Origin of the sequence: Planosporangium spinosum (genome assembly GCF_049999945.1) — a bacterium.
Taxonomy (GTDB): Bacteria; Actinomycetota; Actinomycetes; order Mycobacteriales; family Micromonosporaceae; genus Planosporangium; species Planosporangium spinosum.
In genome coordinates, this window is the sequence record NZ_JBLYUB010000005.1 from 142,715 (window position 1) to 162,058 (window position 19,344).

15 protein-coding genes are annotated in these 19,344 nt (G+C 72.4%); 7 read left to right on the top strand and 8 right to left on the bottom strand.

Translation table 11 applies throughout. The annotated features are described in order from the left end of the window. Positions 1-192: 192 nt before the first annotated feature. The gene (locus ACNTMW_RS09165) at positions 193-1,410 is read left to right on the top strand and encodes an NADP-dependent isocitrate dehydrogenase (RefSeq protein WP_426632992.1); all 1,218 of its coding nucleotides are present in this window, start codon (positions 193-195) and stop codon (positions 1,408-1,410) included. Between the two features lie 291 nt (positions 1,411-1,701). Here ACNTMW_RS09165 and ACNTMW_RS09170 read toward each other — a convergent pair whose 3' ends face one another. Then, positions 1,702-2,718: a sulfotransferase gene (locus ACNTMW_RS09170; protein ID WP_426632993.1), complete on the bottom strand. Its 1,017-nt coding sequence runs from the start codon at positions 2,716-2,718 to the stop codon at positions 1,702-1,704. A 52-nt stretch (positions 2,719-2,770) separates the two neighbouring features. On the opposite strand from ACNTMW_RS09170, the gene ACNTMW_RS09175 reads away from it, so the two are divergent. Both ACNTMW_RS09175 and ACNTMW_RS09180 read left to right on the top strand, forming a co-directional pair. Continuing rightward, positions 2,771-3,526, top strand: coding sequence for a WecB/TagA/CpsF family glycosyltransferase (locus ACNTMW_RS09175; protein WP_426632994.1), 756 nt, complete (start codon positions 2,771-2,773; stop codon positions 3,524-3,526). Between the two features lie 49 nt (positions 3,527-3,575). After that, positions 3,576-3,722, top strand: coding sequence for a hypothetical protein (locus ACNTMW_RS09180; protein WP_426632995.1), 147 nt, complete (start codon positions 3,576-3,578; stop codon positions 3,720-3,722). Between the two features lie 6 nt (positions 3,723-3,728). On the opposite strand, the gene ACNTMW_RS09185 is transcribed toward ACNTMW_RS09180, so the two are convergent. From ACNTMW_RS09185 to cysC, 3 genes are all read right to left on the bottom strand, one after another. Then, on the bottom strand, positions 3,729-3,881 hold the full coding sequence (locus ACNTMW_RS09185) for a hypothetical protein (protein WP_426632996.1): 153 nt from the start codon (positions 3,879-3,881) through the stop codon (positions 3,729-3,731). Positions 3,882-3,890: 9 nt separating this feature from the next. Then, complete coding sequence (locus ACNTMW_RS09190) at positions 3,891-5,621, bottom strand: polysaccharide biosynthesis tyrosine autokinase (RefSeq protein WP_426632997.1); 1,731 nt, start codon at positions 5,619-5,621, stop codon at positions 3,891-3,893. A 389-nt stretch (positions 5,622-6,010) separates the two neighbouring features. Next, positions 6,011-7,537, bottom strand: coding sequence for an adenylyl-sulfate kinase (gene cysC / locus ACNTMW_RS09195; protein ID WP_426632998.1), 1,527 nt, complete (start codon positions 7,535-7,537; stop codon positions 6,011-6,013). A 559-nt stretch (positions 7,538-8,096) separates the two neighbouring features. On the opposite strand from cysC, the gene ACNTMW_RS09200 reads away from it, so the two are divergent. Next, positions 8,097-12,386: a carboxypeptidase regulatory-like domain-containing protein gene (locus ACNTMW_RS09200; protein ID WP_426632999.1), complete on the top strand. Its 4,290-nt coding sequence runs from the start codon at positions 8,097-8,099 to the stop codon at positions 12,384-12,386. A gap of 71 nt (positions 12,387-12,457) precedes the next feature. On the opposite strand, the gene ppc is transcribed toward ACNTMW_RS09200, so the two are convergent. The 3 genes from ppc to ACNTMW_RS09215 all read right to left on the bottom strand — a co-directional run bounded on the left by ppc (position 12,458) and on the right by ACNTMW_RS09215 (position 15,954). Then, positions 12,458-15,253: a phosphoenolpyruvate carboxylase gene (gene ppc, locus ACNTMW_RS09205; RefSeq protein WP_426633158.1), complete on the bottom strand. Its 2,796-nt coding sequence runs from the start codon at positions 15,251-15,253 to the stop codon at positions 12,458-12,460. A 264-nt stretch (positions 15,254-15,517) separates the two neighbouring features. Continuing rightward, entirely contained in the window at positions 15,518-15,688 is a 171-nt protein-coding gene (locus tag ACNTMW_RS09210) for a hypothetical protein (RefSeq protein ID WP_426633000.1), read from the bottom strand. Continuing rightward, entirely contained in the window at positions 15,685-15,954 is a 270-nt protein-coding gene (locus ACNTMW_RS09215) for a hypothetical protein (RefSeq protein ID WP_426633001.1), read from the bottom strand. Before ACNTMW_RS09215 ends, ACNTMW_RS09210 begins: the two co-directional genes overlap by 4 nt. 178 nt (positions 15,955-16,132) lie before the next feature. Between ACNTMW_RS09215 and ACNTMW_RS09220 the strand changes: the two genes are divergently transcribed. The 3 genes from ACNTMW_RS09220 (at position 16,133) to ACNTMW_RS09230 (ending at position 18,539) form a co-directional block, all read left to right on the top strand. Continuing rightward, positions 16,133-17,011 carry a helix-turn-helix domain-containing protein gene (locus ACNTMW_RS09220; protein ID WP_426633002.1) on the top strand — a complete coding sequence of 293 codons (879 nt, stop codon included), beginning with the start codon at positions 16,133-16,135 and terminating at the stop codon, positions 17,009-17,011. Beyond that, a complete protein-coding gene (locus ACNTMW_RS09225) occupies positions 17,004-17,192 on the top strand; it encodes a DUF397 domain-containing protein (protein WP_426633003.1) in 189 nt (62 codons plus the stop codon). The genes ACNTMW_RS09220 and ACNTMW_RS09225 overlap by 8 nt, the downstream gene beginning before the upstream one ends. Positions 17,193-17,264: 72 nt before the next feature. Then, the gene (locus ACNTMW_RS09230; RefSeq protein WP_426633004.1) at positions 17,265-18,539 is read left to right on the top strand and encodes an RNA polymerase sigma factor; all 1,275 of its coding nucleotides are present in this window, start codon (positions 17,265-17,267) and stop codon (positions 18,537-18,539) included. Positions 18,540-18,564: 25 nt separating this feature from the next. Here ACNTMW_RS09230 and ACNTMW_RS09235 read toward each other — a convergent pair whose 3' ends face one another. Next, on the bottom strand, positions 18,565-19,305 hold the full coding sequence (locus ACNTMW_RS09235) for an alpha/beta fold hydrolase (RefSeq protein ID WP_426633005.1): 741 nt from the start codon (positions 19,303-19,305) through the stop codon (positions 18,565-18,567). Between the last annotated feature and the right edge of the window lie 39 nt (positions 19,306-19,344).

Genomic DNA, 19,344 nt, shown 5'->3' on the forward strand with positions numbered 1-19,344 from the left:
GCTGCCCTCGGCGCGTGGGCACGGGGGCCGTCCCGACCGCGGGCACGGGTGCCGTTCTTGCCGCGGGTACGGTCGTCGGGGAGCGTCGTCCGGTTTCGGGATTGTTGCCACACCTCAGACCGCCGGGGCGTCGATCCGCTCGACATCCAGTACGCTCGTACTGCTAACTTTCCGGAGAGGAGCGCCCCGCCGATGGCGAAGATCAAGGTTGAGAACCCGGTCGTCGAGCTCGACGGCGACGAGATGACCCGGATCATCTGGAAGCAGATCCGCGACCAGCTGATCCTGCCCTACCTCGACGTCAACCTCGAGTACTACGACCTGTCGATCCAGTACCGTGACCAGACCGACGACCAGGTCACGATCGACGCGGCCAACGCGATCAAGCGGCACGGTGTCGGGGTCAAGTGCGCGACGATCACGCCGGACGAGGCGCGCGTGGAGGAGTTCGGCCTCAAGAAGATGTGGCGGTCGCCCAACGGCACGATCCGCAACATCCTCGGCGGCGTCGTGTTCCGCGAGCCGATCATCATGTCCAACGTGCCGCGGCTGGTGCCCGGCTGGACCAAGCCGATCGTGATCGGCCGGCACGCCCACGGTGACCAGTACAAGGCCACCGACTTCGTGGCGCCCGGCCCCGGCACGATGACCGTCACGTTCACCCCGGACGACGGCAGCGCCCCGATGGAGTTCGAGGTCGCCAAGTTCCCCGGTGGCGGCGTCGGCATGGCCATGTACAACTTCGACGACTCGATCCGCGACTTCGCGCGGGCGTCGTTCCGGTACGGCCTGGACCGCAAGTACCCGGTCTACCTGTCGACCAAGAACACGATCCTCAAGGCGTACGACGGCCGGTTCAAGGACCTGTTCGCCGAGGTGTTCGAGGCCGAGTTCGCGCAAGAGTTCAAGGCCGCCGGCATCACGTACGAGCACCGGCTCATCGACGACATGGTCGCCGCCGCGCTGAAGTGGGAGGGTGGCTTCGTCTGGGCTGCCAAGAACTACGACGGTGACGTGCAGTCCGACACGGTGGCCCAGGGCTTCGGTTCGCTCGGCCTGATGACGTCGGTCCTCATGACCCCCGACGGCCGTACCGTCGAGGCCGAGGCCGCGCACGGCACGGTCACCCGGCACTACCGGCAGTGGCAGAAGGGCGAGAAGACCTCGACCAACCCGATCGCCTCGATCTACGCCTGGACCCGGGGTCTGGCCCACCGCGGCAAGCTCGACGGCACCCCGGCCGTCACCGAGTTCGCCAGCACTCTGGAGCAGGTCATCGTGTCCACCGTCGAGGGCGGCCAGATGACCAAGGACCTCGCGCTGCTCATCTCGCGCGACGCGCCGTGGCTGACCACCGACGAGTTCATGAACGCGCTCGACGAGAACCTCGCCCGCAAGCTCGGTGCGTAGTTAGTCCGCTTTTACGTAAAATATACATCGGCCGATCCACCGAGGCTCCTCGGCGGATCGGCCGACGTATATCGGGCGAACGGGTGCGTCACCGCGGCGCCCACCGGATCGTTGAACCTGGCGTGGGCGTGATGTGAGTCGCGCCTCACGGATGACTCGGGCAAGTCCCCGCCACGGCGTGAGCCACGGTGTGTCCGGGTCGGTCCGCACTGGTGATGCCTGCGGTCCCTTCCCAGGCGGGGCCCGGTCCGTCCGGGCCCCGCCCCCATGTCTATCCCGCTTCCGCGGGTGTCACGCCCCCGACCTCAGCGGGTACCCGTACGCGCCCATCAGTGGCGCGGTCAGCGCGCCGATCAGCCGGCGTTGCCGGGGTCGTAACGCCTGCCGCCAGGCGTCGTCGCGGCGCAGCGCGATGGTGCCGGCGGTGAAGCGCATCGGACTGCCGGCGGCGCTGTGGCCGGGGCGCAGGTCGACGTGGTCGGTACCGTCCGGTTCGCGGCGCAGGTACGACAGGTCGAGGGCGTCGGCCTCCAGCCCGGCGTACGCCGCGAGCGCGCGTACGCATCCCCGCGGGTCGGCCAGCAGTTGCTCGTAGCGCAGTCGCCGTACCGGCACCCCGCAGCGGCCCAGCAGTTCGAACGCGTAGTTGTGGGCGTTCCACAGCAGCGCCGAGCGGCCGGGGGTGCGGCCCGGCGACACCACCGTCCGGCCGACCTCCGGGGTGGCCGTGCCGCCGACCTCCGGGTTGGCCGTGCCGCCGACCTCCGGCGTGGCCGTGCCGTCGATCTGCGGCCCGCCGGTGGGCGCGGCCCAGGAGTGCGCGACCCCGCGGCTGTCCCGGACCACGTGGACCACCCGCAGATCGACCCCGGCCGCCTGGCGCAGGCAGAACGCGAGCCCGGGGTGCTTGGAGGAGTCGACGAGCACCCGCGCGCCGGACACCGCCGCGGCGGCGTCGTAGAGGCGGGAGTAGTAGGTGGCGTACTCGACCAGGTTGGAGTTGACCGACCCGGCGGCGAGGCGCGGGATGTGGCGCAGGCGCTCGACCGCCCGGCGCAGTGTGAGCACCCGGTCGACGTCGACGCGGTGCCAGCCGCCGAACGCCTCCTGGCCGACGCAGCGCCAGAAGTCGCAGTCGGCGAACGGGGTACCGCAGCCGCACCGGTCGCCCTGGCGCAGGTCGCGCTCCCAGAGGTGGATGACCTCGCCGAGGCCGCACACGCCGGGTAGCCCGCCCAGGATCCGCTCGAGCAGCGTGGTACCGCTGCGGCCCAGGCCGCCGAGGAAAAGTACGCGTACCAATTGCACCCCTTGTCTCGTTTTCACAGTCATAACGAGCTATCCGCGGGGTGGAGACGAGATGGGGCAGCGCGTCGTCCTCGACGGCATCGCCATTGACCGCCGTACCGAGACCGAGATCGTCGCGTACGTGCGCGAGAGCCTCGACCGGGGCGACGGCGGGCGGATCGTGACACCGGACGTCGACCTCCTGCGGCTGGCCCGGCACGATCCCGGCCTGCGCGCCCACCTGGCCGGCGCGGACCTGGTGGTCGCCGCCGGCGCGCCGTTGGTGTGGGCGTCCCGGCTGGCTCGGGCACCGCTGCCGGAGCGCGTGACCGGCCCGGACCTGGCCCGCGCGCTGGCGCTCGTCCTGGCCGCGGACGGCCGGTCGCTGTACCTGCTCGGCGGCGCGCCGTCGGTGTTCGGCCGGCCGGAGGGGGCGCACCGGGCGGCCAAGGCACTGGTCCGGGCGTATCCGGGCCTGCGCATCGCCGGGCACGCCAGCCCGCGGCACGGCTTCGACCGCGATCCCGCCACGTTCGACGCGGTGTGCCGGGAGATCGTCGAGTCCCGGCCCGACGTGGTCTACATCGGACCGAGCTGCCGCCGGCCGGACCTACTGGCGGACCGGTTGCGCGGTGAGGCGCCCGGCGCGTGGCTGATCGGCTGCGGCGCCGCGATCGACGTCCTGGCCGGCGACCGGGCGCGACGGGCAGGTGCGGAGTGGGCGCACCGGTTGCGCCGGAAGCCTCGCCGGCTGGCCGACCGGTACCTGCGCCGCGCCGCCCCGTACGCGCTGGGCCTGCTGATCCGCGCGGCGATCCGCCGCCGGTAGCCGCCGCGACGACCGGTGCACCGATCGGGAAAACCGATATTCCTCCCTTGTGGCGGGACAGCCGGCCGGCGCGGTCGGACTGGTGGTGACGCCGCCGGACGAGACCACCCAGCTCACCGTCGAGGCGGCGGTCGACGACGTCTGCCAGCACGGCTGGATGTCGACGTCGCCGATGGCGGCCGAGCGCGGCGACTGACCACGGTCAGCGACGGACGAACGCGGCCGGCGCGTCGGGCAGCGGCGGCGGGGACGGCGGTACGTCCGGCCGCGCGGTCGGACGGCCGCACGTGGTCAGAACCAGCAGCGCGGTGAACGCGAGTACCAGGGTGCAGCCGATCAGGCCGAAGCGTCGCACCTGTCCTCCTTAGGGGGTCGGGTCGAACCGGCGCGGCGCCCGGTGCGCGACGCCGACGGAGGGCCGGCTGTCGTCGTGGGCGTCGTGGTCGTCGACGATGTCGAGGTCGGCCGCGTCCGCGAGGCCGGCGTACAGGTCGTCGTCGTCCTCGATCCGGCGGAAGATGAGGGTCGGGGTGTCCGGCAGGCTCAGGTCCGGCCCGCCGACCGGGTCCGGGCGGGTGCCGTCGCCGGCTGTCGCCTCCGCCGGTACGCCGGCTGCCAGCACGGCATCCGCCGGCCGGGCGTGCGGCGCCGGCCGGCCCAGACGGGACAGCACGACGGCGCCGAGTACCGGCGTGCCGACCCGGCGGAGCTGGTCGGCCGCGTCGGTGATCTGGACGTACCGGGTACGGCGCGCCTCCACGGCGAGGATCGCGGCGTCGGCGAGGCTCGCCAGGCTCTGCGCATCCGCGCTCGACGCCGTCGACGGTGCCTCGATCACCACGTACTCCGCCTGGTGGCGCAGCGCCGCCAGGGTGTCGCGCAGCGACTGCGACTGGAGCAGCCCACCGGCGCTCGCGGTCGCCCCGGTGGTGACGACCCGCAACCCGGGCGTGCGGGGCGTGCGCTGGGCGGCGTCGGCCAGCGTGGCCCGGCCACTGAGGACGTCGGACAGGCCGGGCGCCGGTGCCACGCCGAACAGGGCGGTGACCGGTGCGGCGTCGCCGATGCTGTCCGGTAGCTGGGCGCTGATCAGTACGGTCTCGCTGCCGGTACGGGCGAACGCCGCCGCGAGGTTCGCCGCGACGACGGTGGCGGCGGCGCCCCGACTGGGGCCGGTGACCGCGATGACCCGGCAGTCCCGCACCGGCAGGCTCGCCAGTACCTCGTTGCGCAGCCGGTGGAAGATGCGGCCACCCGCGCCGAACGGGGGGAGTATGCCGTCGAGGCTCGGCTTGAGGTCGGCGGGAACGGTCGCCAGTACCGCCACGCCGGTGCGGCGGCGCAGGTCCGCTCCGTGGCGTACCCGGCGGTCCAGGCGTTCACGGGCGACCGCCAGGGCGAGGCCGAGCAGCAGCCCGCAGGCGGCCCCGACGGCCAGGTCGACCCGGAGGTCGGGGCCGTGGGGGCGCCGGGGCAGGGTGGCGTCCCGGATGATGCGGCCCGGCTGCACCGTGGTCGTGGCGAGCTGGTCCATCCGGGTGTTGAGCGCGTTGAGTTGGCTCTGCAGGGTGTCGCGTCCACTGATGAGATTGGCCCGGCTGGGGCTGTCCGACCGCATACCGGTGAGCTGCTGGTTGACCCGGACGAGGGAGTTGTTGAGCTCCTTGAGCTTGCCGCCCACGACGGTCATCTCGTTGGTCAGCTCGGCGGTGGCGGTCTCCTGGCGGTTGCGCAGGTACGCCTCGGCGAACGCGTGGGAGGCCGTCCGGGCGGCCTGCGGGCTACCCGCCGCGTACGTGACGACCAGGACCGACGTGTTGGCCGGAACGGCGACGGTGACGCCGGCCGCCAGCTCGTCGGGCGGGGTCCGGCTGCCCATCAGCCTCGCCGCGCCGGTGGCGACCGGTGTCGAGGCGACGAGCTGTGCCTCGGTGTCGAGGTTGAGCTCGCCCCTGGCGCGGCCACCGGTGGCGGTCGGGTCCTGGGTCATCGCGGGCTCGACCAGGACCGAGGTGGACGACTCGTAGACCTCGGGCCGGGTCTGGGCGTACCCGTACGCCGCGGCCGTCCCGGCGACGATGGACAGCAGCGCCACCCAACGGTGGCGAGAGAACCGACCAATGAAACCTGACATATCGGATGAGACCGGTTGAGTCAGATCCATCGGGCGGGGCCCCCTCGGCGCGAGTTACCTACGGTGTCCGGGGACGCACGCCCCGGTAGGGCTAACGTGCGTGACCGCCGTACGTAACTCCGCCTTATCTTCACTTAGGCCACAATTCGCCCCAAGGTGGATAAGTCAGCCTTCTCGGGCGACCACTCAGGGAGGTCCGATCGTCCGGCCGGCCAGGGATCCGGATCGTTCGGCCGGCCAGGGATCCGGATCGTTCGGCCGCTCGGGATGTGCGGGTCGGCCGCCTGGGGTCGGGGTGTGCGGGTCGGCCGCTGGAAGCGCCGGAGGTTCAGGTGGCGCGGCCGCGAACCTCAGGCCGGCTGACGGGGGTCGATCCAGCCGCTCGCACCGAGATGGCGCAGCACGACCGTGACCGCTTCGCCGATCTTCATTCCGGTCGTGTCGATCACGAGATCGGCGTCCGTGGGCGGCTCGTACGGGTCGTCGATGCCGGTCATCCCGGTGATCTCGCCGGCCCGGGCCTTGGCGTACAGGCCCTTGCGGTCGCGGCGCTCACACTCCTCCAGCGGGGTGGCGACGTGGACCAGTACGAAATCCGCGCCGGCCTCCAGCGCGAACCGGCGGGCCGCCGCCCGGGACACCGCGTACGGCGCGATAGGGCAGCACAGGGCCACTCCACCGTGTCGGGCGGTCTCGGCCGCCACCCAGCCGATCCGCCGGACGTTGGTGTCGCGGTCGGCGGCGGAGAAGCCCAGGCCCTTGGACAGGTGCCGGCGGACCACGTCGCCGTCGAGGAGCGTGACCGTACGCTCGCCGGTCTCCTTCAGCACGTCGGCCACGCCACGGGCGATGGTCGACTTGCCGGAGCCGGACAGACCGGTGAAGAACACCACGAGCCCGCGGTGCCGGCGGGCGGGCCGGGTCCGGGCCAGTTCCTTGGCCACCGCCGGTGGGGTGTGCCACTCCGGTAGCGCGACGCCCCGGTCGAGCAGGTCGTCGATCTCGGTGACGGTCAGCGGTGCGCGCTGGTGCCGTGGCGGGATGTCGTCGCGCGAGCGCCACTGGCCGTCCCGCCCGTCGTAGGCCAGTTCGCGCGGCACGAGGACCCGCAGGCCGCCGGACATCATCGAGGTACCGGTGGCGAGCAGGTGGGTCACGCCGTACGCGGCGGCCACGCGGGCCCGCAGCAGCGCGTCACGGACCTCGTCGCCGTGCGGGACGAGGGGCACGGCGACGATCGTGGCCGGGGGCATCCGGTCCCGCGCGGCGAGGATGCAGCGCATCAGCGGCTCCGGTGCCAGGCCGTCGGGCCCGGACGACGCGACCGGTACCAGCACCAGGAGGTGACCGGCGAGGGTACGCGCGGCGTGCGCGACCTGGGCGAGCTGCGGCCGGTGCAGCGGCCGGTCTGCGATCACGCCGAGAACCCGGCCGGGCGGCAGCAGTTCCTGGACGTCGGCCGGGGTCCGGCGCAGCCGGCGGAAGGGGCCGTGGGTGCTGTCGCCGATCCGGCGGACCCGCCCGGCCACGCCGTGCATCCCGTCGCGGGTCGGCCACATCTCCGTGACGTCGACGGCGGCGACCGGTGCGCCCTCCGTGTCGGTGAGCATCAGCACCCGCCGCAGCGGATTGGTCACGTCGATCTCGCGGACCAGCTCGCTGGGGACGTCCAGGGTGATCGGCACCGGCCAGACCGTGCCGTCGAGGAGTCGGCCCGTGCGGGCCACGCTGATCAGATCGGCGCGGCCGAGGAAGCCGGTCAGTGGGGTGTAGACCTCGGTGAGCAGCAGCTCGAGGTCGGCCAGCTCGTGCATGCGCGGCGTGTACGCCGGTGCGTCCCGCAGCACGCCGTCGGGCAGCACCCACCCGTTGTTCATGTCACCTCTCACGCCCTGCTCACGCCCTGCGTTCCCGCGGATCCGGCACCCAGTCTGTCAGCCTCACGGCCCGTGGTCGAGGGCCCCCGGCGTGGCGGCCGGTCCGGGCGGACGGGGTACCCGGCCAGCCAGCTCAATCCGGAGCTTTCCCGCTGCCGCGCGAAAATTCGGATGTCTCACTCGGAAAACAGCCGTGACGGTCGGATATTCCACGAGTCGGACGTCTCGCGCCTTGATATTTTCTGACTGCGATGCGCGATTTCTTCGGCCGCGCTGCGCGTTTCCGTCCGGCCGATCCCCGAGGCGGGGTGCGCAACTCCCCGAGGCGGGGTGCGCAACCCGGCCGTGGGTTGCGCGATAAGGCATTTCCAGCCCGCTCCGGCCATTGACTACCGTATCGACCATGAAGTGACACCGATAAATCTTGTCCGGGTCGCCGGTCGCTCCTACTGTGCGCTCAGGAGCCGGACCGCCGCATGCCGGGCGGCCCGTTCCACGCTGGTCCGCGCCGCGACGGGAGAGCGGCTCCTCGTCGAGCGCGTATTCGGGGGAGGGTCGCGTGGGTCGACGAGCCAACCGGACGGGAAGAATCGCCGCCGTCGTCGCGGTCGTGGCGGCGGTCGGTTTCACCGGAATCGCGGTAGCCGTACCGGCGCAGGCGGCCCCGGTTCCGGCCGGCGCGCAGGCACAGACCGGCATTCAGCGACAGGCCGACCTTCGGCAACCGGCGGGTATTCAGCAGCCGGCCGGCATTGGGCACCGGACCGGTATTCAGCAGCAGGCCGGCACCGGCTCACCGGGCAAACAGGTCGGACCGGTGCGGCCGCTCTGCGGTGCGCCGAAGACCGCGACCGAGATCCGGTGCCTGGCCCTGGCCCGCCTGGACGTCCAGGGTGGCACCGGGATCAGGCCGCAGGTGACCCCCGGCGGGTACGGGCCGGCCGATCTCCGGTCGGCGTACGCGCTGCCGTCGGCGCCGGCCGGTGCCGGGCGGACCGTCGCGATCGTCGACGCGTTCGACAACCCCAACGTCGAGGCCGACCTGGCCGTTTACCGTGCCCAGTACGGCCTGCCGGCCTGCACCACGGCCAACGGCTGCTTCCGCAAGGTCAACCAGAACGGACAGGTCGCCCCGCTGCCGGCGCCCGAGGCCGGCTGGGCCGGTGAGATCTCCCTCGACGTCCAGATGGTGTCGGCGATCTGCCCGAGCTGCGACATCCTGCTCGTCGAGGCCGACTCCAACGCCGATGACGACCTGTACGCCGCCGTCAACAAGGCCGTCGAGCTGGGCGCGGCGTTCGTCTCCAACAGCTGGGGCGGCGCGGAGTACGCCACCCAGACCGCCGACGACGAGACCTACTTCAACCACCCCGGCGTCGTCATCACGGCGGCCTCCGGCGACGACGGCTACGGCGCGTTGTACCCGGCGTCGTCGGCGTACGTGACCTCGGTCGGCGGCACGTCGCTGGCGCGCACCGACGGCGGCCGGGGCTGGACCGAGACGGTGTGGAGCGGTGCCGGCAGCGGCTGCTCGGCGTACGAGGCGAAGCCGGTGTTCCAGGCCGACCCCGACTGCGCGCGGCGCTCGTCCGCCGACGTGGCCGCGGTCGCCGACCCGGCCACCGGCGTGGCGGTCTACAACACCTACCGGTCACCCGGTTGGGTGGTGTACGGCGGCACCAGCGCCTCCGCGCCGATCATCGCCAGCGTGTACGCCCTCGCCGGTACCCCGCCGATGGGTACCCGGCCAAACGCCTTCCCGTACGCCTCGCCGTCCGCGCTCAACGACGTGACCAGCGGCGCCAACGGCAGCTGTGGCGGGTCGTACCTGTGCGCGGCGGTGCCCGGGTACGACGGGCCGACCGGCCTGGGCACCCCGAACGGGGTACGGGCGTTCGCCCCGGCGACCCCGTACGGGACGGTCACCGGCCGGGTCACCGACGCGGGCGACGGGCACCCGCTCGCCGGCGTGCGGGTGGAGGCGGGCACCGCGGCGGACACCACGGGCGCCGACGGCCGCTACGAGCTGGGCCTGCCGGTGGGCCGTTACGACGTGACCGCGTCGGCGTACGGGTACGGCCGCCGGACCAACAGCGGCGTGACCGTGACCGAGGGGACGACCACGATCTCCGACTTCACCCTCGCGGCGGTGCCGCGCACCAGCGTGAGCGGCACGATCCGGGACGGCTCCGGCCACGGCTGGCCGCTGTACGCGACGGTGACCGTCGCCGGCGTGCCCGGCGGGCCGGTCTTCACCGACCCGACGACCGGCCGGTTCAGCCTCGACCTGCCGACCGGCGACACGTACACGCTGCACGTCGCGGCCAACTATCCGGGCTACCGGACGGTCGACCTGACCGTGCCGGTCGGCACCGGCGCCGTCACCCGGGACGTCAGCGTGCCGGTCGACGCGGCCGCCTGCGCCGCACCCGGGTACGCGGTCCGCCACTACGGCGCGTTCGAATCCTTCGACGCCGATACCACCCCGCCGGGTTGGACGGTCGTCGACCACACCGCCGACGGCGGGTGGCGCTTCACCGACCTCGGCGACCGGGGCAACCTGACCGGCGGTACCGGCGGCTTCGCGATGATCGACAGCGACAAGCTCGGCGTCGGCCGGCACCAGGACACCGAGCTGCGGTCGCCGGTGGTCGACCTGACCGGACAGTCCGCGCCGGTGATCAGCTTCAACAGCGACTACCGGGCCTGGAACTCCTCGGTGGCCGACGTCGATCTGAGCCTGGACGCCGGCGAGACCTGGCGGAACGTCCTGCACCAGACCGACAGCGCGCGCGGGCCGCGGCTGGTCGAGCTGCCGATCCCGCAGGCCGCGGGCAAGGCCGGCGTGCAGGTCCGGTTCCACTACACCGGCACCTTCGCGTACTGGTGGGAGGTCGACGACGCGCTGGTCGGTACGCGCGCGTGCGAGCCGGTACCCGGCGGCCTGCTGGTCGGCCGGGTCACCGACCACAACACCGCAAAGGGCGTCAACGGCGCGACCGTGACCAGCGGCGACCACCCGGCCGACACGGCCCGTTCGGCCGCCGCGCCCGGCGACGCGAGCCTCGGCGACGGCTTCTACTGGATGTTCTCGCACGTCACCGGCGGTCACCCGGTCACCGCGTCGCGCACCGGGTACACCGACCAGACCAAGACGGTGACCATCGCCGCCGACTGGGCCACCCGGGCGGACTTCGCGCTGGAGGCCGGCCACCTCACCGTCACGCCCGGCGCGGTCGCGAAGAGCGTGAAGCTCGGCGAGCAGACGACGGCGAAGGTGACGGTACGCAACGACGGCACCCGCCCCGCCCAGGTACGCCTGACCGAGCGGGACGGCGGCTTCGCGATGCTCACCAGGCAGGGCGGCGGCGCGCCGGAACAGACCGTCGCCGGCCGGTTCAGCCCGCGCCGCCTGGTGTCCGGCGCCGGGTCGGCCGCCGGGTCCACCGTGGCGGCCGAGGCGGGAGCCGCCGCTGCCGGAGCCGCCGCGGTCCGGCCGGCGGCCTCGCCGTCCGCGGCGCCGTGGACCGACATCGCCGACCTGCCCATCCCGATCATGGACAACGCGGTCGGCGTGTCCGACGGCAAGCTGTACTCGTTCGGCGGCGCCACCACCGACTCGATCGTCGGTACCAGTGTGGTGTTCGACCCGGCGGCCGGGGCCTGGACCCGCATCGCCGGCCTGCGGACGGCGCGGGAGAAGCCGGCGGGCGCCTTCATCGGCGGCAGGTTCTACGTCGTCGGCGGCTGGGCCGTCGACGGTGACCCCGAGCCGAGCCTGGAGATCTACGACCCGGCGTCGAACACCTGGTCGGCCGGGGCGCCCGTGCCGACCGCGTTCGCGGCCGCCGCGGCGGCCGTGCTCGACGGCAAGCTGTACGTCGTCGGCGGCTGCGACGGGTCGGTCTGCGGCACGCGGCAGGTGTACGCCTACACCCCGGCCAGCAACACCTGGGCCCGGGTGGCGGACTACCCGATGCCGATCGCGTGGAGCGCCTGCGGCGGCCTCGCCGGCCAGGTCTACTGCGCCGGCGGCACCGACGACACGGCCGACACCACGAAGGGGTACTCCTACAACCCGGCGACCAACGCCTGGTCGCCGATCGCCGACCTGCCGCTGGATCTGTGGGCGGGCAGCTACGCGACGGCCAACGGGGTGCTGCTCATCTCCGGGGGAGTGACCAACGGCGCCTCCACCGTGACCAACCGGGGCGTCGCATACGACCCGGCGACCGACTCCTGGACGGCGATCGCGAACTCCAACAACACCGTGTACCGGGGCGGCGCCGCCTGCGGCTTCTACAAGGTCGGCGGCTCGGTCGGCAACTTCAACCCGGTGGCCCGGGCGGAGGTGCTGCCCGGCCTCGACCAGTGCGCGGCGGCCACCGACGTCAGCTGGCTGTCGGAGAGCCCGGCGTCGTTCACGCTCGCCCCGGGCAAGAGCACGACCGTCACGGTCACGCTCGACGGTTCGGTCAGCCAGCCGGGGACGTACGCCGCCCGACTGGCGTTCGTCACCGACACGCCGTACCCGGTGGCCCCGGTCGACGTGACGATGACCGTCACGCCCCCGAAGACCTGGGGCAAGATCACCGGTACGGTCGTCGGTGCCGCCTGCGACGGCGGCACGGTCCCCCTGGCCGGTGCCACGGTCCAGATCGACACCTGGGCCGCCCACTACACCCTGCGCACCGACGCGGACGGCCGGTACGCGCTGTGGCTCGACAAGCGCAACAACCCGCTCGACGTGATCGTGGCGAGGGACGGCTGGCAGCCGAAGTACCGGCAGGTGAAGATCGCCGCCGGCACCACCACGACGGTGGACTGGACGCTGTCCTGCGCCCCGTAGCTTCCGCGATCGGTGGACACGTGGGCCGCCCAACGCCGGTCCACGTGTCCACCGATCTGGGCGACGTGGGGTCAGCCCGTGTTGCGCAGGCCGGCCGCGATGCCGTTGATCGTGGTCAGCAGTGCCCGCTGGAGCGCCGGGTCGGCCGGCTGGCGCTGCACGGCGGCCTCGCGGTGCCGGGCCAGCAGCGACGCCTGCAGGTGGTGCAGCGGTTGCAGGTACGTGTCGCGTACCCCCAGCGTGCGGGCCAGGACGGGCTGCTTCTCCAGCAGTTCCGACTCGCCGGTGATGGCGAGCACCTCGGAGACGGTCCGGTCGTACTCGGCGCGGATCATTTCGAAGATCGGCCGCAGCGGCTCGGGTACCAGTGAGTCCACGTACCGGGCCGCGATGTCGAGGTCGGTCTTGGCGAGCATCATCTCCACGTTGGACAGGAACGTCCGGAAGAAGTGCCACTGCTCGTGCATCTCGGCCAGGACGTCGGACAGGCCCGCCGCCCGCGCGGCGGCCAGGCCGGTGCCCACGCCGTACCAGCCGGGCACGATCTGCCGGGACTGGGTCCAGCCGAACACCCACGGGATCGCCCGCAGGCCCTCCAGGCCGGCGCCGGTGTTCGGGCGCTTCGACGGCCGCGAGCCGATGTTGAGCGCGCCGAGCAGCTCGGTCGGGGTGGAGGCCCAGAAGTACGCCGGCAGGTCGGGCTGCTCGACCAGGCCCCGGTAGGCGCGGTACGCCGCGTCGGAGACGGTGTTCATCGTCGAGTCCCACTTCGCGAGGGCCTCGGCGGGCTGGCGGGGTTCGGTGTGCAGCAGCGCGCTCTGCAACACCGCCGCCAGGGTCAGCTCCAGGTTCTCGCGGGCCAGCGCCGGCAACGTGTACTTGTCGGAGATGACCTCGCCCTGCTCGGTCACCTTGATCGCGCCGTCGAGCGTGCCGTACGGCTGGGCCAGGATCGCCTCGTGGGTCGGCCCGCCGCCCCGGCCGACGGTGCCGCCCCGGCCGTGGAACAGCCGCAGCCGTACCCCGTGCTTGGCGGCGACGTCGCGCAGCGCCCGCTGGGCCCGGTGGATCGACCACTGCGAGGTGGTGATGCCGGCCTCCTTGTTGGAGTCGGAGTAGCCCAGCATCACCTCCTGCACGTCACCGCGGGCCCGGACCACCGACCGGTACGTCGGCAGCGACAGCAGCGCGTCCAGCAGCGGGCCGGCGGCGTCGAGCTCCACCGGCGTCTCCAGCAGCGGCACGAACCCGATCCGCGCCCTGACCGGGTCGGCGCCGAGGTCGACCAGGCCGACCTCGCGGGCCAGGACGACCGCCGCGAGCAGGTCGTCGATGCCGCGGGTCATGGAGACGATGTACGACTCGACGACGCTCGGCCCGAAGCGGTCCTGGGCCTCCCGGATCGCACCGAACACGCCGAACGTCTTGCGGGCGGGGTCCGACAGGGGAGTGTCGACCCCGGACAGCGGCCGGCGCGAGGACATCTCGTTGACCAGCAGCGCGGTCCGGTCGCCCCGGTCCAGCGAGGCGTACTCCACCTCGCCGACCCGGGCGTACAGCTCGGTGAGCACCGCGTGGTGGGCGTCGGCGTGCTCGCGGATGTCGAGCGTGGCGAGCTGGAGCCCGAACGCCGAGATCACCTGGATCGCCGAGGCGAGCCGGCCGGCCGCCGCGAGCTGGCCGCCGTTGCGGGCCAGCGACGCCCGGACCAGTTCCAGATCGGTGATCAGTTCATCGGTACCCAGATAGTCGCGGCCGGGCTGGTGCGGCGTGCCGGCGACCAGCCGGTTGCGGGTGTTGGCCAGCTTGAGCCGGATGTAGCGCAGCTTCAGCCGGTAGGGCTCCTCGGCGTTGACCCGCCGGTACCGGGCGGGCAGCTCGGGCAGCGCGTCGACGTCGGCGGCGAGGCTCGCCGAGAGGTCCAGGGAGGTGCCGCGCAGCCGCTTGGAGACCGACAGCGAGTCGATCAGCTCATCGACGATGCGCTCGGCGGTGCGGATGCCGTACTCGTGCTGGATGAGCAGCACCTCGCGGGTGACCGCCGGGGTGACGAACGGGTTGCCGTCCCGGTCGCCGCCGATCCACGACCCGAAGGTCAGCGGGCGGGCCGCGGGCGGCAGCTTCACGCCCAGGTCGCGGAGGATCTCCGACAGCTCGTCGAGGACCGCGGGTGCGGCGTCGCGGGCCAGGTCGGCCAGGTAGTAGATCGCGTTGCGGGCCTCATCGGTCGGCTCCGGCCGTTCCAGCCGCAGCTCGTCGGTCTGCCACAGCATGTCGAGCAGCTCCGCGAGCCGGCGGTCGGTCCGGCTGGCCCGCGCCGGGTCGCGCCACCCGTCGATCGCCGTGGCGGTGGCCTCGACGTCCAGCTCGTCGGCGACCGCGCGCAGCTTGGTCAGGATCGACCGGCGCGCCGCCTCGGTCGGGTGCGCGGTGAACACCGGCCGTACGGCCAGCCGCCCGGCGATCGTGCCGATCTCGCGGGCGCCGACGCCCCGGTCGGCGATCAGCTTGGCGGCCCGGTCCAGCCAGCCACCCTCGCGTACCCGGATGCGGCGCAGCTCGCGCGCCCGGTGCACCTGTTCGGTGACGTTGGCGAGGTGGAAGTAGGTGGAGAAGGCCCGGGCCAGTTGGGTGCCGGTGGTCAGATCGAGGCCGGCCAGCCGCTCCGCCGCGGCCTCCGGGTCGGAGCGCACCAGCGCCCGTACCTCCTCGACCAGGTCCAGCAGGTCCTGGCCGTCCTGACGGACGAGACTCTGGCCGAGCAGGGTGCCCAGCCGGCGGATGTCCGCGCGCAGGGCGGCGTCGGCCTCGTCGGTCTGCGGGGTGTCGGCGTCCTGGCTGGGGGCGGTCCGGTCCCGGTCGAACAATTCCTGGTCAGGCTCGGTGCTCACGCTGGCTCCTTCGCTACGGCTACGCGGGGACAGCGCTGTCCAGAGCTCATGCAGATGCTATCGGGTCGGCCAGCGGCCCACGCCGTCGGTGGGCTACCCGCGCGGATGCGACCTAGCCGCGCCCCGCGAGATCGTCTTATTCGGGTGTCGGCGGGTGGAGCGGTCGCTATGGTCGGCGGGTGCGATATCCGTCGAAACCCAAGGCGGGTGACCGGGTCGCGGTCCGGCACTGATCGCGGGTCACCATGGGCGCCGTCCGGCGAGCAGGTATGCGGCCCAGATGGTCACCGAGCACGGGTACGGGGTCAGATGTCCCCACAGTTCCCGGCATCCGAGGCAGAAGCCGAGCCGGTCGGGTACGTGTACCGCGCTGGTCCGCAGGGCCGCCGTCACGGCCCGGTCGGCGCTCACCACCGGCCTTCGTTGGTGCGCCACCGCTGCGTGAGCGTCAGCCAGTCGGGCCGGCCGACCCGCTGGTACGCCACCGTCGGCGCGTTCCCGTGCGGGTCGTTCCGGCCAGTGTCGTTCCGGCCCGTGTCGTTCTTACCGGCGGCGTCGCGGCCGGTGAACCGGTCCGGGCAGGGCCAGCGCAGGCCACAGGTGCACCAGCGCCGGAAGCGCCGCCAGACCGGGCGGTGCTGCGGGGCGTACGAAACGGGCTGCTCTTTCCGCGTCATCTCTTTCCCCTGCCGCTCGTCGGACAACCGTCGCGGGCAGCGTCACGCCCCATTGCCGATCCGGGCAACGAATCGCGCTGAGATTTGCGCAAGAATATTTACACCGTATCGGGTGGCGCATTTACTCCGTCTCGAATGGACCGTTCGGTGTGGTCATAGTGAGACAGGGAGGTGCGCAGTGATCGATGGTGGGTCATCCGTTCCCCGCCGTCAGCTCGGCCGGTACCTGAAGAAGGCGCGGGAGGAGGCGGGGGTCGCCCTGGAAGCCGCCGCGCGGGAGTTGGAGTGGTCGCGGGCGCGCATGTATCGCATCGAGAGCGGCCACACGTCCGTGCGCAGCCACGACGTCGTCGCGATGTGCGCCCTGTACGGCGTGTCGAAGGAGATGGCCGAGGTGCTGGTCGGCCTCGCCAAGGAGTCCAAGGCGAAGGGCTGGTGGCATCCGTACAGCGAGGTGGTGCGCCCGCATCTCGAGCTTTACTTCGGGTTGGAAGCTGCCGCGAGCCGGCTCCGGCAGTACCAGGCCGCGCTGATTCCCGGTCTGCTACAGACGCGCGAGTATGCGGAAGCAGTCTTCCGTACCCTGCCCGGCACCACCGAGGACGAGGTCGCTCAGAAGGTCGCGGTCCGCTTGGAGCGCCAGAGACTCCTCGGTCGACGCCGGCCGAAGGCGCCCGAGTTGGAGGTCGTCCTCGATGAGGCTGTCCTTCGCCGGACCATCGCCGATCGCGAGGGAATGCAGCGGCAACTTGCGCATCTGGTCAACATCGCCCAGAAGCCGGGGATCGGTGTCAGGGTGCTGCCCCTGGAGGCCGGGCCGCACCCTGCGTCGGCCGCGGCGGAGTTCGTCATTCTGGAGTTCCCTGGCGTGGGAAATCGTGATCCCGAACCGACGACCATCTACAGCGATGGCATTACGGGCTCCCTGTACCTCGACAAACCGGGTGAAGTGGCGGCGTACGAAAGGGCCTGGCAAGCACTCGACTCCTTGGCGTTGGGTCAGCGGGAGTCCGAAGACTTGATAGGAACGATCATTAAGGAGATCGGGGATGACTGACCTGAACGGCGCCCGGTGGCGTAAGAGCCGCCGTAGCAGCAATGACGGGGCATGTGTCGAGGTGGCCGACGACCTGGCCGGTGTCGTGTACGTACGGGACAGCAAGGATCCCGACGGCCCGGTGCTGGCGTTCGAGCCCGACGCGTGGCGGGCGTTCATCGAGGACGTTAAGAGCCTCTGACTCCCGGCGCGTAGGGATTCCGCGCGCGCCGGGGGCGTGCACGGCGCGCGGACGGATGCTTTAGTCGACCTCGTGACAGGTTCTGACACGCATCGCACGATCGACGCGATCTGGCGGATCGAGTCGGCCCGGGTCATCGCCGGCATCGCGCGCATGGTGCGCGATATCGGCCTGGCCGAGGACTTCGCTCAGGACGCGCTCGTCGCCGCCCTGGAGCAGTGGCCCGAGTCGGGCGTACCGGACAACCCGGGAGCCTGGCTCATGGCCATCGGGAAGCGCCGGGCGATCGACGCGCTGCGGCGGAAGGCGACCCTGGAGCGCAAGCAGGAGGAGCTCGGCCGGGCCCTGGAGATCGAGCAGGAGTACGGCCAACCGGACCTCGACGCCGCGATCGACGACGACATCGACGACGACATGCTCCGCCTGATCTTCACGGCCTGCCACCCGATCCTGTCCGCCGAGGCGCGCGTCGCGCTCACTCTCCGCCTGCTCGGCGGGCTGACCACCGATGAGATCGCCCGGGCGTTCCTGGTACCCGAGCCGACCGTGGCCCAGCGGATCGTGCGGGCCAAGCGCGCCCTGGCCGACCGGCGCGTACCCTTCGAGGTCCCCACCGGCGCCGACCGCGCCGCCCGGCTGTCGTCGGTGCTCGAAGTCATCTACCTCGTCTTCAACGAGGGCTACTCGGCGACCGCCGGGGACGACTGGCTCCGGCCGGCGCTGTGCGAGGAGGCGCTGCGCCTCGGCCGGATCCTGGCCGCGCTGGCGCCGAAGGAAGCGGAGGTGCACGGACTGGTCGCGCTGATGGAACTGCAGGCGTCGCGGTTCAAGGCGCGGGTCGGCCCGTCGGGGGAACCGATCCTGCTGCTCGACCAGGACCGGATGCGCTGGGACCGGCTGCTCATCCGGCGCGGTCTCGCCGCGCTCGAACGCGCCGAGCAGCTCGGCGCCGGGCCCGGGCCGTACACCCTCCAGGCCGCGATCGCCGCCTGCCACGCGCGGGCACTCGCTCCGGAGGACACCGACTGGATCCGTATCGCCGCGCTCTACGCCGGCCTCGCCAGGCTGTCGGCGTCGCCGGTGGTGGAGCTCAACCGCGCGGTCGCGGTGGGGATGGCGTTCGGGCCGGCGGCCGGCCTGGAGGTGATCGACGCGCTGACCGACGTGCCGGCGCTGAAGAACTACCACCTGTTGCCGAGCGTGCGCGGTGACCTGCTCGCCAAACTCGACCGCTTCGAGGAGGCACGCGCCGAGTTCGAGCGGGCGGCGTCGCTGACCCGCAACAACCGCGAACGCGAACTGCTCCTCGACCGGGCCGCCGCGTGCGTACGCGGGTCGGCGTCGTAGCTACCGGCCCGGTGAGGTCGGGTGACTACCGGTTCCCGGTGAGGAACGGAACGACGGTCGCGCGGAACCGCTCCGGGCTGCGGCTGTGCACCCGGTGGCCGACCGGGATGGTGACCAGGCGGCAGTCGGGGATCGCCCGCGCGACCTCGGCGAGGCGCTGCGGCGATATGTGGCTGGAGGGTCCGCCCGAGATCATCAGGGTCGGTGCCGTGATCACCGACAGCCGGTCCCACCAGTCCGGATCGGGCCGGCGCAACTGCGCGACGGCCGATGTGACCGCGGCCGGGTCGTAGCGGCGGCGACGGCTGAGGCTGCCCAGCCCGAGCAGGAGCATCCGGGCCCTGGACAGGCCGCCGTCCGGCGTCGGCTCGCGCGGTGGCGGCGGCGGATCTTCGAGTACCAGGCGCGTCACCCGACCGGGCTGCTGCTGTGCGACCAGCGACGCGGCGTGACCACCCAGGGAGTGGCCGACCAGCGCGACCCGGTCCAGCGCCAACGCGTCGAGCAGCCCGACGATGTCGTCGCGGAAACCGGAGAGCGGGTAGGCGGGCGTCCGGGTACTGCCGCCGTGGCCCCTCAGGTCGGGGGCGACGACCCGGTGGCCGCCCGCCGTGAGTACGGCCGTGAGCCGGTCCCAGGTGCCGGAGTTGCTGGAGCCGCCGTGCAGCAGGACGACGGGCGGGCCGTCCGGAGCGCCGGTGTCCCGGTAGGCCAGCTCCACCCCCGCGACGTCGACGGCGCGGACCGCGGTGGTGTACTGGGCCATTGTGGACGTACCGCCTTCCGTGGGTCGTCCCCGCACGGG

Coding starts and splice junctions, on each gene's coding strand:
- cysC (WP_426632998.1), bottom strand. CDS start 7,537: ATGAACAACGGGTGGGTGCTGCCCGACGGCGTGCTGCGGGACGCACCG.
- ACNTMW_RS09165 (WP_426632992.1), top strand. CDS start 193: ATGGCGAAGATCAAGGTTGAGAACCCGGTCGTCGAGCTCGACGGCGAC.
- ACNTMW_RS09215 (WP_426633001.1), bottom strand. CDS start 15,954: ATGACGCGGAAAGAGCAGCCCGTTTCGTACGCCCCGCAGCACCGCCCG.
- ACNTMW_RS09235 (WP_426633005.1), bottom strand. CDS start 19,305: ATGGCCCAGTACACCACCGCGGTCCGCGCCGTCGACGTCGCGGGGGTG.
- ACNTMW_RS09225 (WP_426633003.1), top strand. CDS start 17,004: ATGACTGACCTGAACGGCGCCCGGTGGCGTAAGAGCCGCCGTAGCAGC.
- ACNTMW_RS09175 (WP_426632994.1), top strand. CDS start 2,771: ATGGGGCAGCGCGTCGTCCTCGACGGCATCGCCATTGACCGCCGTACC.